We start from the raw sequence: 12,450 nt of genomic DNA, 5'->3' as shown, positions 1-12,450 counted from the left end.
GGTGAAAGGAGTGCTTGCCCAGATCGATTCCAACCAGCGTCACATCCTGCATGATGGCCTCTCCAGAAAAGAAAACACCCTACAGCGTAACCCGCGTGTAGGGTGGGGGTGACCATCTCATTACCGCCCCGAGGGGCGGTCTTTTCATGCAGCGTCGAGCGTGCTTACTTCGCGTTCGCGAGTGCCACAGCCGTGTCCAGCATGCGGTTCGAGAAGCCCCACTCGTTGTCGTACCAGCTCGACACCTTCACGAGACGGCCCGAGACCTTCGTGAGCGTGGCGTCGAACGTCGACGACGCCGGGTTGTGGTTGAAGTCGATCGACACCAGCGGTGCGTCGTTGTAGCCCAGGATGCCCTTGAGCGCGCCTTCCGACGCTTCCTTCATGATGGCGTTGACTTCTTCGACCGTCGTGTCGCGCTTGGCGATGAACGACAGGTCGACGATCGACACGTTGATGGTCGGGACGCGGATCGCGTAGCCGTCCAGCTTGCCGTTCAGTTCCGGCAGCACGAGGCCGACAGCCGAAGCCGCGCCCGTCTTCGTCGGGATCTGGCTGTGCGTGGCCGAGCGCGCGCGGCGCAGGTCTTCGTGGTACACGTCGGTCAGAACCTGGTCGTTCGTGTACGCGTGGATCGTCGTCATCAGGCCGGTTTCGAGGCCGATCTTGTCGTTCAGCGGCTTGACGAGCGGTGCCAGGCAGTTGGTCGTGCACGATGCGTTCGAGATGACCGTGTGTTCGGCCTTCAGCACGTTGTGGTTCACGCCGTAGACGATGGTCGCGTCGACGTCCTTACCGCCCGGCGCCGAGATGATCACCTTCTTCGCGCCGCCCTTCAGGTGCGCGCTGGCCTTTTCCTTGGTCGTGAAGAAGCCCGTGCACTCCATCACGACGTCGACGCCCAGCTCGCCCCACGGCAGTTCGGCCGGGTTGCGGTTGGCCAGCACGCGGATACGGTCGCCGTTGACGACGAGGTAGTCGCCGTCGACCTTCACTTCACCCGGGAACTTGCCGTGTGCCGTGTCGTACTGCGTCAGATGCGCATTGGTCTTCGCGTCACCCAGGTCGTTGATCGCAACGATCTGGATGTCGTGCTTCTTGCCGTTCTCGTAGAACGCGCGAAGCGTGTTACGGCCGATGCGGCCGTAGCCATTGATAGCGACGCGAATGGTCATGGTTTATCTCCTAAGGGCTGAAAAATTCTGAAACCAGTGCTGCGCTGGCGCCGACTCCGGGCTGCGGCGGCCCGGCGGGACGCTCAAGGCAGCGGGCCCGCCAGATCTTGCCGATCAGGCGGGCCCGTTACGCATGCTTAGTTGTCGAGCGCGGCCTTGGCCGTCGCGACGACATGATCGACCGTGAAGCCGAAGTGCTTGAACAGCACGCCAGCCGGGGCCGATTCGCCGAACGTGTCGATGCCGACCACGCCGCCTTCAAGGCCCACGTACTTGCGCCAGAAGTCGGTCACACCGGCTTCGATCGCGACGCGGCGCACGCCCTTGGGCAGCACGCGCTCACGGTAGTCGGCGTCCTGCTTGTCGAACACATTGGTCGACGGCATGGACACCACGCGGGCGCCGATACCTTCGCGCTGCAGCGCTTCGACGGCCTTCATCGCCAGTTCGACTTCCGAGCCCGTGGCGATCAGGATGATCTTGCGGCTCGGGATGTCGTCGTTCCAGTCCTTGAGGACGTAGCCGCCCTTGGCGATGTTCGCGATTTGCGCGTCCGTGCGCTCGTTGAACTGCAGGTTCTGACGGCTGAAGATCAGCGACGAAGGACCGTGATGCGAGATCGACTCGGTCCAGGCCACCGCGGTTTCCACGGTGTCGGCCGGACGCCAGAGCGTCATGTTCGGGATCAGGCGCAGGCTTGCGACCTGTTCGATCGACTGGTGCGTCGGGCCGTCTTCGCCGAGACCGATCGAGTCGTGCGTGAATACGAAGATCGACGGGCATTTCATCAGCGCGGCCACGCGCAGCGCGTTGCGGCTGTAATCCGAGAACGTGAGGAACGTGCCGCCGAACGCCTTGTAGCCGCCGTGCAGGTTAAGGCCGTTGAGCGCCGCACTCATGCCGAACTCGCGCACGCCGTAGTTGATGTGGTTGCCCCACTGGATGCCGGTCTCGCCTTCCTTCGCTGCGCGCACGGGCTTCGAAGCCTTCCAGTTGGTGAGGTTCGAGCCGGTCAGGTCGGCCGAGCCGCCCAGCAGTTCGGGCAGTGCGGCGGCGAGGCCTTCGATGGCCTGCTGCGAAGCCTTGCGCGTGGCGACCGTTTCCTTGCGCGAATCCGCGCCGGCGACGATCGCGGCGGCCTTCTGCGCCCAGTCCGCGGGCAGCTTGTGCGCCATGCGGCGCTCGAACTCGGCGGCTTCGGTCGGGTACTTCGACTTGTACGCGGCGAACTGCTCGTTCCATGCCGCTTCGAACTTCGCACCGGCGTCCTTCGCGTCCCAGTCTGCGTAGACTTCCTGCGGCAGCGTGAACGGCTCCCACTTCCAGCCCGCCGCTTCGCGCCACTTGGCGATTTCTTCGGCGCCGAGCGCCGCGCCGTGCACGTCGTGGCCGCCCTGCTTGGTGGGCGCACCCTTGCCGATGATGGTCTTGCAGCAGATCAGCGTGGGCTTGTCCGAGGCCTTGGCCTTCTGGATAGCCGCGTCGACCGCGTCCACGTCATGGCCGTCCACGTGCGGGATCACGTTCCAGCCGTAGGCTTCGAAGCGCTCCGGCGTGTTGTCGTGGAACCAGTTGACGACGTCGCCGTCGATCGAAATGCCGTTGTCGTCGTACAGCGCGATCAGCTTGTTCAGCTTGAGCGTGCCGGCGAGCGAGCAGGCTTCGTGCGAGATGCCTTCCATCAGGCAGCCGTCGCCGAGGAACACATACGTGTGGTGATCGACGATCTTCGCGTCGGCCTTGTTGAATTCCGCAGCGAGCAGCGCTTCGGCCAGCGCCATGCCGACCGAGTTCGCCAGCCCCTGGCCGAGCGGGCCCGTGGTCGTCTCGACACCCGGCGTGATGCCGAACTCGGGATGACCCGGCGTCTTCGAGTGCAGCTGACGGAAGTTCTTCAGTTCCGCCATCGGCAGGTCGTAGCCCGTCAGGTGCAGCAGCGAGTACAACAGCATCGAGCCGTGGCCGTTCGACAGCACGAAGCGATCGCGGTCACTCCAGAGCGGGTTCGTCGGGTTATGGCGCAGATGGCGCGACCACAGTGCAACGGCGATCTCGGCCATGCCCATGGGCATGCCGGGGTGACCGGAGTTCGCTTGCTGAACGGCGTCCATGGACAGCGCACGAATGGCGTTGGCCATCAACTGGGTGGTAGCGGGGGAGGCGGAGGACGAGGTCGTCATGTCGAGTCCGGAAGTGTGCAAAAAGCGGCGTGGGCGGCGCAGGTCGCGAACAGCGCAAATTGCGAGGGCAAACTGCGGCGCACACAGCAGCGCGGGAGTCCGGAAGCTCGGCAAATCGCCCGCTCAGGCGCACATGCGGCGCCAGGAGACGCGAAACGGCCGGAGCAAACGGAGAGGGCTGCAAAGCGGAATATTCTAGCAGATCATGGGGATGAACCCTGGCCGTAAGGCGCGCGGTATGCGCCGCACGCGCAGTCGTCCTCGCGTTGGCCTCTGGCGCGGCCCAGGTCCGGTTCACACCCCTATAGTGGCTCTGTTGGCCCTATTTACTGCGGGATTTTCGCGTGCTCAGGCGCAACGGCAACACACCTCGACTTCCGTGACCGACTCCCTCCTCTTCCATCCTGCGGCAGACGCGCTCTACGGTTTTCCTGGCGCGCGCCGCCTCGCCGCGGCCGATACGCCGTGGCAGCGCATCGAGGTCTGGGACACGCCGCAACTGGGCTGCCTGTTCACGCTGGACGGCCGCCCGATGACCTCCGCCGGCGACGAGTTCATCTATCACGAATGCATGACGCACCCGGCCGCGCTCACGCATCCCGCGCCGCGCGCGGCGCTCGTGCTGGGCGGCGGCGACGGCGGCGCGGCGCGCCAGTTGTTGCGCCACCCGGACATCGAGCGCATCGTCGTGGCCGAACTGGACCCGGACGTCGTGCGCCTGACGGGCGACTATCTGCCCGAGGTGCGCGGCGACGCCTTCGAAGATCCGCGGGTGGAACTCGTGATCGGCGACGCGGCCGCGTTTGTCGCCTCCGCGCAGGCGCGCTTCGACCTCGTCGTATTCGATCTGACTCCGCCTGACTCGCCGGCTGCGGGCCTCTATACCCCGACGTTCTACGCGGCGCTCAAGCGCGTGATGAGCGCCGACGCGCTCGTCTCGCTCCATCTGGGCTCGCCGTTCCATCATGCGCAGCGCGTGGGCACGCTGCTCGGCGGACTGCGCGCGGCCTTCGCCGTCGTGCGACCGCTTGCCGCCTACGTGCCGCTCTACGGTTCACTGTGGCTCATGGCGATCGCGAGCGACACGCTCGACCCCGCCGGCGTCGACGAGACCACGTTGCAGGCGCGCGCCGCCGGGCGGCAACTCGAAGGCTTGCGCTACTACGACCCGCGACTGCACGTGACGCTGTTAAAGGGTTCATGCACGGCCCGCGATAAACTAGGCAAATTCCTGCCGCTCTAGGGCTCCTGCCCGTGGAGAACGGCTGGTCCCATAGCGCTTTTGTCCTGCGCGCCCTCGCCCGGAGCGGCACGGCGCATCATCCGAACCGTGAATCTGGAGAGACTCGATGACCGCACCCCGTCCTGCCGGCGTGCCATGGCTGACCCCGTATCTGACGGTACGCGACGCGCGCGCGTCGATGGACTTCTATCGGGCAGCACTCGGTTTTGCGGTACGCGACAGCGTGGAGGACGACGGCGCGATCATGCACGTGGAAATGACTTACCACGATCAGTTGATCGTCATGTTCGCGCCGGAGGGCGCGTTCGGCTCGACCGCGCGCACGCCCAAAAGCGCACAGACTGTCGCGCCGCAATCTTTTTATCTGTATGTCGACGATGTCGACGCGGTTTATGCGCGGGCGCTCGAAGCCGGCGCGAAATCGCTGAGCGAGCCGCAGGACCAGTTCTGGGGGGACCGTTTCGCGCAGGTCGAAGACCTCGACGGTTACCGCTGGGCGCTTGCTCGGCACTTGTCCCGATTCAATGAAAAATAGTTCTATGCCCCGCTTTTTCGTCGGCAGCGCCCTGCAATCCGACGAGGTTGTCACCCTTCCCGACGAGGTCACGCGTCATGTCCAGGTGCTGCGCCTGCAGCCCGGCGACACCATCGTGCTGTTCAACGGTCTTGGCGGCGAGTACAGCGCCGAGATTGTCGGCATGGAGCGCCGCGACACGCAGGTGCGCATCGGCCCTCGCCGCGACTTTGAAGCCGAGCCGCCTTACCGCGTCACGCTCGCTCAGGGCATTGCCGGCAACGACAAGATGGACTGGCTGATCGAAAAGGCCGTCGAATTGGGCGCGACGAACTTCGTGCCGCTCACCGCAGCGCGCAGCGTCGTGCGGCTTTCCGGCGAGCGCGCCGTGCGCCGCCAGGCGCACTGGCAGCGCATTGTGCAGGCCTCGTGCGAACAATGCGGACGCAACCGCCTGCCCGACGTCGCGCCCGCGCGTGACATCGCCACATGGCTCGACTCCTTACCCGGGCGCCCCGGCGAAGGCGAACTGCGCCTGCTGCTCTCGCCGCGCGCCAACGTCGCGTTCTCGACCTTGCCGGTCGAGCCGCCTTCGGGCGAAGTGACGGTGCTGATCGGGCCTGAAGGGGGATTTTCGTCGCAGGAAGAGGAGGCGGCGCTCGACCGCGGCTTCCTCGCCGTGGGGCTCGGGCCGCGCGTGCTGCGCACCGAAACGGCGGGCATCGCCGTGCTCGCGGCGCTCGCCGCACGCTGGGGCGGCTGGTAAGCGCAGCGGGTAAAAATGACAAAGCCCGCCGGAAGGCGGGCTTGCGATTTTCTGTCGCATGCGCGCGACGGAACGTGAGCCGAAGGTCAGGCGAACGAATAAAAAACGCGGAACGGCACCTTGCGCTCGGCCCAGTATTCCGAAGCCTCGCGAAAGACGTCGAGCAGCGTTTCCCGGCCGTCCTTGTCGAACTTCTGGGCAATCGGCAGTCCTTCCAGCACGATCACGAAACCGGGCTGCTCGCCGGCTTTCTGCACCAGATCGGTCAGGCAGTCGTACAGGCCGTCGTAGTTCTTGCCGAAATGCTTCGGAAACAGAAACGAGGTGGCAATCGTCTCGAGTACTTCCTGCCTGGTTTGCGCATTCGCGCAGAACGCATAGAGGAAATGCTGCTGCAGCCGCTGGGCTTCGTCCGAGAGATCCTGAATGCGAAACGCCCGGATCGACTGGACAATATTCGGCTGCACGGTCGAAAACAGGCTCATGGCCCCCTCGTTCGATGAAAGCCCCGCCTCATCCTGGCGCGCCTCGCTGTCGTGCTTCAACTGCATGACGCGCTGGAACAGGTTGCCCTCCCCGGACGCGAACAGATCGCTCGCGACCCGGGGGTCGTGCGCGTAAACGTTATCGCTCATGCCGCTCATCCCGGTGTCAATCAACAATTCGCCTGAAACTGGCGTAGTGGTCGTCGGAGTAGTAACAGTTGTCGGTCCGCTTGCGTGGACCACCGCAAACGATGCGCTTGGCACCGCGGTTGTGCGCGCCCGGCGTCGGGACCGTGTACTCGTGATAGTAGCCCCGCCGCTGCGGTGGCAATATCCGCTCAAAATTCCCGAAAACGACGCCGTCCTTCTCGAAAGGGAACGGGCCGCCCGCCGCAATCAGGCTCAACGTGCCTACCGCCTCACGCGGAAGTTCGTTGACCGAAATGCTGCCGACCGGATTACCCGCCTCTTCCGGCTGACTCGTGCGCGCCTGAGCGCCACCTGCCGCGAACGCTGCGGTTGCGACCAGCGCCACCGCTGCGGCGCGCCGCAAGCCAGACAAACCGCCGCCGAAACAATGAGTTAGACGAGGCGCCATCACCTGGTTCCCGCTTCCCTGGTTACGTGTTCGACGACCATGAAAGGTGTAAGGGTATCGCTAATGATGCCTGGAAGCAACGTTAGTCAGGCGAGGACGACTACAGCTTGACTCCCCACGAGGGTCAAACTGGTAAATTTTACAATCTCATTTCGCGCGATTTTGCTCGCTCGAGCCGAGTCTCGCGCTCAAAAAAAATCGGCGTGCTCACAGGAGCACACCGATTTTCAGGTCCGCGTCACCGGGCGCCGCCGGCGACTCGCAGGACTGAGCTCAACGTGCCGCGTTCACGTCCGCGACGAGCAGCGCCGTCATGTTGACGATGCGGCGCACCGTGGCGGAAGCCGTCAGCACGTGCACCGGCTTGGCTGCGCCGAGCAGGATCGGCCCGATGGCGATGTTGTTGCCTGCCGCCGTCTTGAGCAGGTTGTAGGAGATATTCGCCGCGTCGATATTCGGCATGATCAGCAGATTCGCTTCGCCTTCGAGCGTCGACTCCGGCAGGATCTCCTTGCGCAGGTTCGCGTCGATCGCCACGTCGCCGTGCATTTCGCCGTCCACCTGCAGGTCCGGCGCGCGCTCCTGGAGGATCTCGAGCAGGTCGCGCATCTTCTGGGCGCTCGGCGCGTTGCTCGAACCGAAGTTCGAGTGCGAGCACAGCGCGATCTTCGGCTCGATGCCGAAGCGGCGCACTTCCTCGGCCGCCATGATGGTGATTTCCGCGAGTTGCTCCGGCGTCGGGTCGACGTTGACGTGCGTGTCGGCGATGAAAATCTGCCGGTTCGGCAGCACGAGCGCGTTCATTGCCGCGTAGACGTTGCAGCCGGCCCTCTTGCCGATCACCTGGTCGATGAAGTGCAGGTGGCGGTGCGTCGTGCTGACCGTGCCGCAGATCATGCCGTCGGCTTCGCCCTTTTCCACGAGCATCGAGCCGATCAGCGTGGTGCGGCGGCGCATTTCGAGTTTCGCCATTTGCTGCGTGATGCCCTTGCGCGCCATGAGCTTCGCATAGGTCTGCCAGAACTCGCGGTAGCGCTCGTCATGGTCGGTGTTCACGACCGTATAGTCCTGGCCGGCGTGCAGGCGCAGGCCGTAGCGTGCGATGCGCTGCTCGATCACCGAGGGGCGACCGATCAGGATGGGCTTCGCGAGCTTTTCGTCGACCACGATCTGCACCGCGCGCAGGATGCGCTCCTCTTCGCCCTCGGCAAACACGATGCGCTTCTTCTCCGGCTCCACGGCGCGCGCGAGCTGGAAGATCGGCTTCATGGTCGTGCCGCTGTGGTAGACGAACTGCTGGAGGTGCTGCTCGTAGGCGTCCATGTCCTCGATCGGACGGGTCGCGACGCCCGAGTCCATTGCCGCCCTTGCCACAGCCGGCGCGATCTTGACGATCAGGCGCGGGTCGAAGGGCTTTGGGATCAGATACTCAGGCCCGAACTGCAGATCCTGGATGCCGTAGGCCGTGGCCACGACATCGCTTTGCTCCTGGCGCGCCAGTTCCGCAATCGCGTTCACCGCGGCGATTTCCATTTCGCGCGTGATGGTGGTCGCGCCCGCGTCGAGCGCGCCGCGGAAGATGAACGGAAAGCACAGGACGTTGTTCACCTGGTTCGGGTAATCCGTGCGGCCCGTGGCGAGCACGGCGTCCGGACGCACTTCGAGCGCGAGCTCCGGCAGGATTTCCGGCGTCGGATTGGCGAGCGCGAGAATGAGCGGCTTGGCCGCCATCTGCTTGACCATGTCCTGCTTGAGCACGCCGCCAGCCGAAAGGCCGAGGAAAATGTCGGCGCCTTCGATCACTTCGGCGAGCGTGCGCGCGTGGGTTTCCCGCGCGAATCGCTCCTTGTCGGGGTCCATCAACTCGGTGCGGCCCTTGTAGACCACGCCCGCCAGGTCGGTCACGACGATGTTTTCGAGCGGCAGGCCGAGGTCGACGAGCAGGTCCAGACACGCCAGTGCGGCGGCGCCCGCGCCCGAGGCGACCAGCTTCACGTCCTTGATGTCCTTGCCCACGACCTTCAGGCCGTTCGTGAAGGCGGCCGCCACTACGATGGCCGTGCCGTGCTGGTCGTCGTGGAAGACCGGAATCTTCATGCGCTTGCGCGCTTCGCGTTCGACGATGAAGCACTCGGGCGCCTTGATGTCTTCGAGATTGATGCCGCCGAACGTGGGTTCGAGCGCGGCGATCACGTCGACGAGCTTGTGCGGATCCGACTCGTTGAGTTCGATGTCGAACACGTCGATGCCCGCGAACTTCTTGAAGAGCACCGCCTTGCCTTCCATCACCGGCTTCGAGGCGAGCGGTCCGATGTTGCCGAGGCCGAGCACGGCCGTGCCGTTCGACACGACGCCCACGAGGTTGCTGCGCGCCGTGAAGCGCGCGGCGTTGAGCGGATTTTCGACAATCGCCTCGCACGCGAACGCGACGCCCGGCGAGTACGCGAGCGAGAGATCACGCTGATTGATCATCTGCTTGGTCGGCGCGATCGCGATCTTCCCGGGCGTAGGGAACTCGTGATAATCGAGGGCGGCTTCGCGAAGCTTGTTCGTAGCGGGATTCGACATGGGGAGGCAGGACGTGGGTGCGGATTAGAATGACAACTCGAATGCTAAGTTTGACCGATTGTAGCGCCAATCCCTGGCAGCATTCCTTTCAGTTCGGGCGCAAGTCCGGCGACCGCGATGGGGGGAAAAGCCATGCCAGGGTGCCCTATGCGGCGACGGCCATACCCCAACTGACATAACCCTTTCGTCATGCTTTCCGAGTTCTCCCTGATCGACCGATATTTTGCGCGTCGAGCGCGCACGAACACGCAACGCGCCACGCTGGGCATTGGTGATGACTGCGCGCTCATCGCGCCCGCCGCGGGCGAAATACTGGCCGTCTCGACCGACATGCTGGTGGAAGGCCGCCACTTCTTCCCCGACATCGATCCGCACGCGCTCGGCCACAAAGCGCTCGCCGTCAATCTCTCCGATCTCGCCGCGATGGGTGCGCAGCCGCTCGGCTTCACGCTGGCGTTCGCGCTCCCCAAGGCGGACGAGGACTGGCTGGCCGCTTTCAGCGCGGGCCTCTTCGAGCTGGCCGACCGCTTCGACTGCGAGTTGATCGGCGGCGATACCACGGCAGGGCCGTTGAACCTGTGCCTGACAGTGTTCGGCTCCGTGCGTCAGGATGCCGCACTTCGGCGCGACGCCGCCCACGCGGGCGACGACATCTGGGTCTCCGGCACGCCCGGCGACGCGCGCGCGGGTCTCGGCATGATGCGCGGCGAATGGCCGGTGCGCGAGCAGGACGCCGCGCCGTTGCGCCGGGCGCTCGAATACCCTGAACCGCGCGTGGCGCTGGGCCTCGCGCTGCGCGGCGTGGCCCGCGCGGCGCTCGACGTATCGGACGGTCTGGCCGGCGACCTGCGCCATATCCTGGAACGCTCGCACCTCGCCGCGACGATCGACGTCGACGCCTTGCCGCTCTCGCCTGCGCTCGCGCGCCTGCCGCGCGACGTGCAGCTGCAATGCGCGCTCGCGGGGGGCGACGACTACGAACTGTGTTTCACGGCGGCGCCCGCGCGGCGCGACGCGGTCGAGGCCGCCGCGCAACAGGCGGGGGTGCGCGTCACGCGCATCGGTACAATGACTTCCCGCACTTCGCCGCAAGCCGCCCCCGAGATCGCCTGGCGCGACGCGGGCGGCACGCCGCTCAATCTGACGTTGCAAGGTTTCGATCACTTCCATGCAGACTGATCCCACGCCCTCGCCCGCCGGTCAGCCGGCTCCTCCGGCAGGCTCGGCAAGCAACGCCGCCGCACCCGGCACGGGCGCTCAGGCCACTCGCCCGCGCCGCGCCGACGCGCCGTTCATGCTCACCCATCCGCTGCACATCGTTTCGCTCGGCTTCGGCTCGGGACTCTCGCGCCTCGCGCCCGGCACGGCCGGCACGCTGTTCGCCTGGGCGTCCTTCGAGGTGCTCAACCGCTATCTGACGGTGACGGAGTGGGGACTGCTGATCTTCTTCGGCTTCTTTGCGGGCATCTGGATCACGGCCTTCACGGCGAAGAAGCTGCGCACGGACGATCCCTCGGCCATCGTCTGGGACGAGATCGTGGCGTTCTGGCTCGTGCTGCTCATGATCACGCCCGTCGCTTTCGAGGGCCGGCTGTGGGCCTTCGTCGTCTTCCGGTTTTTCGACATGGTGAAGCCGCCGCCCATCCGCTATTTCGACCGGCGCTTCAAGGGCGGCCTCGGCATCATGCTCGACGACATCGTCGCCGCATTCTTTACGCTGCTCGTCATCGCGCTCTGGCGCATGTCGGTGTAGCGCCACCTCGCCGCCAACCCAACGGATTGCTGCAATGGCTACCGATTCCGTCGTCCACCAACTCGCCATCCGCGTCGGCAACAAGCTGCGCGACGGGCGGCTCATGCTCGCGAGCGCCGAATCCTGCACGGGCGGCATGGTCGCCACCGCCATCACCGACATATCCGGCAGCAGCGTCTGGTTCGAGCGCGGTTTCGTCACCTACTCGAACCAGGCGAAAACCGAGATGATCGGCGTGCCGCCCGAACTCATCGAAAAGCACGGCGCGGTGAGCGAGCCGGTCGCGCGCGCGATGGCTGAAGGCGCGCTCAGCAACAGCCGGGCACAAGTTTCGCTCTCCATCACCGGCGTCGCTGGACCGGGCGGCGGCACGCCGGAAAAACCGGTCGGCATGGTGTCGTTCGGCTGGAGCAACCGGCTCCATACGAGCGTGGAGACGCTGGTCTTCAAGGGCGACCGCGAACAGATCCGCGTGCAGGCCGCCGCGCACGCGTTGCGCGGGCTGCTCGCGTTCATCGACGAACAGGAACGCTAAAACCGGCCCGCGCCTCGCCGGAGCGCCGGCCGGGCCCACCAAGGAGGCCCATGCCATGGCAGCCGCGAATACCGCAGTCGAAGCATTGATCCGCCGCTTCGGGCTCGAACCGCATCCCGAAGGCGGCTACTACAGCGAAACCTATCGAGCCGACAAGCTCGTGCGGCGCGAGGGCGCAGCCGCCGCAGAGGGCACGCGCGCAGCCTCGACGGCCATCTACTTCCTGCTGGCGGAAGGCGCCTATTCGGCATGGCACCGCATCCGCTCCGACGAGCTCTGGCACTTCTACGCGGGCTCCCCCCTCGAGATTCATTCGATCGACGAACGCGGCGTGCTCTCCACGCGCAAGCTCGGCCATGCGCTCGACCATCCGGGCACCGTATTCCAGGCGGTGGTGCCGGCCGGACACTGGTTCGCGGCGCGCTGCTGCGATCCTTCGACCTATGCGCTCGTGGGCTGCACGGTGGCGCCGGGGTTCGAGTTCAGCGAGTTCGAGATCGCCGATGTGAACGCGCTCGCCGATAAATACCCGCTGCATCGATCGATCGTCGAATTGTTCCGCAAACCGGCATCCGTTGCGGCTGCGGCCGCGAAGAAAGATTAGGGGCGCGGCGTCCGGGGACGCGGATTCGC

12 protein-coding genes are annotated in these 12,450 nt (G+C 65.5%); 7 read left to right on the top strand and 5 right to left on the bottom strand.

The genetic code is table 11. The features are described from left to right. Positions 1 to 164 precede the first annotated feature (164 nt). Together gap and tkt are read right to left on the bottom strand one after the other, a co-directional pair. On the bottom strand, positions 165 to 1,175 hold the full coding sequence (gap, locus tag AB3X99_RS22530) for a type I glyceraldehyde-3-phosphate dehydrogenase (RefSeq protein ID WP_069269122.1): 1,011 nt from the start codon (positions 1,173 to 1,175) through the stop codon (positions 165 to 167). Positions 1,176 to 1,312: 137 nt separating this feature from the next. Then, positions 1,313 to 3,355: a transketolase gene (gene tkt, locus AB3X99_RS22525; protein ID WP_342949476.1), complete on the bottom strand. Its 2,043-nt coding sequence runs from the start codon at positions 3,353 to 3,355 to the stop codon at positions 1,313 to 1,315. A gap of 379 nt (positions 3,356 to 3,734) precedes the next feature. On the opposite strand from tkt, the gene speE reads away from it, so the two are divergent. From speE to AB3X99_RS22510, 3 genes are all read left to right on the top strand, one after another. Beyond that, a complete protein-coding gene (gene speE, locus AB3X99_RS22520; protein WP_368618177.1) occupies positions 3,735 to 4,598 on the top strand; it encodes a polyamine aminopropyltransferase in 864 nt (287 codons plus the stop codon). Positions 4,599 to 4,704: 106 nt separating this feature from the next. Further along, the gene (locus tag AB3X99_RS22515; protein WP_069269125.1) at positions 4,705 to 5,133 is read left to right on the top strand and encodes a glyoxalase/bleomycin resistance/extradiol dioxygenase family protein; all 429 of its coding nucleotides are present in this window, start codon (positions 4,705 to 4,707) and stop codon (positions 5,131 to 5,133) included. A 4-nt stretch (positions 5,134 to 5,137) separates the two neighbouring features. Further along, complete coding sequence (locus AB3X99_RS22510) at positions 5,138 to 5,878, top strand: 16S rRNA (uracil(1498)-N(3))-methyltransferase (RefSeq protein WP_368618176.1); 741 nt, start codon at positions 5,138 to 5,140, stop codon at positions 5,876 to 5,878. Positions 5,879 to 5,964: 86 nt separating this feature from the next. Here the strand turns inward: AB3X99_RS22510 and AB3X99_RS22505 are convergent, their stop codons facing one another. The 3 genes from AB3X99_RS22505 to AB3X99_RS22495 all read right to left on the bottom strand — a co-directional run bounded on the left by AB3X99_RS22505 (position 5,965) and on the right by AB3X99_RS22495 (position 9,529). Next, positions 5,965 to 6,522, bottom strand: a complete 558-nt coding sequence (locus AB3X99_RS22505; protein WP_069269127.1) for a barstar family protein — start codon at positions 6,520 to 6,522, stop codon at positions 5,965 to 5,967. Between the two features lie 7 nt (positions 6,523 to 6,529). Continuing rightward, on the bottom strand, positions 6,530 to 6,961 hold the full coding sequence (locus AB3X99_RS22500) for a ribonuclease (RefSeq protein ID WP_368618175.1): 432 nt from the start codon (positions 6,959 to 6,961) through the stop codon (positions 6,530 to 6,532). A 273-nt stretch (positions 6,962 to 7,234) separates the two neighbouring features. Further along, on the bottom strand, positions 7,235 to 9,529 hold the full coding sequence (locus AB3X99_RS22495) for an NADP-dependent malic enzyme (protein ID WP_368618174.1): 2,295 nt from the start codon (positions 9,527 to 9,529) through the stop codon (positions 7,235 to 7,237). Positions 9,530 to 9,718: 189 nt separating this feature from the next. Between AB3X99_RS22495 and thiL the strand changes: the two genes are divergently transcribed. From thiL to AB3X99_RS22475, 4 genes are read left to right on the top strand one after another with little or no spacing between them, the layout of a single operon-like run. Beyond that, on the top strand, positions 9,719 to 10,708 hold the full coding sequence (gene thiL, locus AB3X99_RS22490) for a thiamine-phosphate kinase (protein WP_368618173.1): 990 nt from the start codon (positions 9,719 to 9,721) through the stop codon (positions 10,706 to 10,708). Continuing rightward, positions 10,698 to 11,282 carry a phosphatidylglycerophosphatase A gene (locus AB3X99_RS22485; protein ID WP_069269130.1) on the top strand — a complete coding sequence of 195 codons (585 nt, stop codon included), beginning with the start codon at positions 10,698 to 10,700 and terminating at the stop codon, positions 11,280 to 11,282. The genes thiL and AB3X99_RS22485 overlap by 11 nt, the downstream gene beginning before the upstream one ends. Before the next feature lie 34 nt (positions 11,283 to 11,316). After that, a complete protein-coding gene (locus tag AB3X99_RS22480; protein ID WP_069269131.1) occupies positions 11,317 to 11,817 on the top strand; it encodes a CinA family protein in 501 nt (166 codons plus the stop codon). A gap of 55 nt (positions 11,818 to 11,872) precedes the next feature. After that, positions 11,873 to 12,421, top strand: a complete 549-nt coding sequence (locus tag AB3X99_RS22475; RefSeq protein WP_368618172.1) for a cupin domain-containing protein — start codon at positions 11,873 to 11,875, stop codon at positions 12,419 to 12,421. The last annotated feature ends 29 nt before the right edge of the window (positions 12,422 to 12,450 follow it).

This window comes from Paraburkholderia sp. BR10882 (genome assembly GCF_040948855.1).
GTDB lineage: Bacteria > Pseudomonadota > Gammaproteobacteria > Burkholderiales > Burkholderiaceae > Paraburkholderia > Paraburkholderia nodosa_A.
This window is presented reverse-complemented; position numbering and strand designations above follow the sequence as displayed.

Coding starts and splice junctions, on each gene's coding strand:
- AB3X99_RS22515 (WP_069269125.1), top strand. CDS start 4,705: ATGACCGCACCCCGTCCTGCCGGCGTGCCATGGCTGACCCCGTATCTG.
- AB3X99_RS22505 (WP_069269127.1), bottom strand. CDS start 6,522: ATGAGCGGCATGAGCGATAACGTTTACGCGCACGACCCCCGGGTCGCG.
- AB3X99_RS22480 (WP_069269131.1), top strand. CDS start 11,317: ATGGCTACCGATTCCGTCGTCCACCAACTCGCCATCCGCGTCGGCAAC.
- AB3X99_RS22510 (WP_368618176.1), top strand. CDS start 5,138: ATGCCCCGCTTTTTCGTCGGCAGCGCCCTGCAATCCGACGAGGTTGTC.
- thiL (WP_368618173.1), top strand. CDS start 9,719: ATGCTTTCCGAGTTCTCCCTGATCGACCGATATTTTGCGCGTCGAGCG.
- gap (WP_069269122.1), bottom strand. CDS start 1,175: ATGACCATTCGCGTCGCTATCAATGGCTACGGCCGCATCGGCCGTAAC.
- AB3X99_RS22485 (WP_069269130.1), top strand. CDS start 10,698: ATGCAGACTGATCCCACGCCCTCGCCCGCCGGTCAGCCGGCTCCTCCG.
- AB3X99_RS22495 (WP_368618174.1), bottom strand. CDS start 9,529: ATGTCGAATCCCGCTACGAACAAGCTTCGCGAAGCCGCCCTCGATTAT.
- tkt (WP_342949476.1), bottom strand. CDS start 3,355: ATGACGACCTCGTCCTCCGCCTCCCCCGCTACCACCCAGTTGATGGCC.
- AB3X99_RS22500 (WP_368618175.1), bottom strand. CDS start 6,961: ATGGCGCCTCGTCTAACTCATTGTTTCGGCGGCGGTTTGTCTGGCTTG.
- AB3X99_RS22475 (WP_368618172.1), top strand. CDS start 11,873: ATGGCAGCCGCGAATACCGCAGTCGAAGCATTGATCCGCCGCTTCGGG.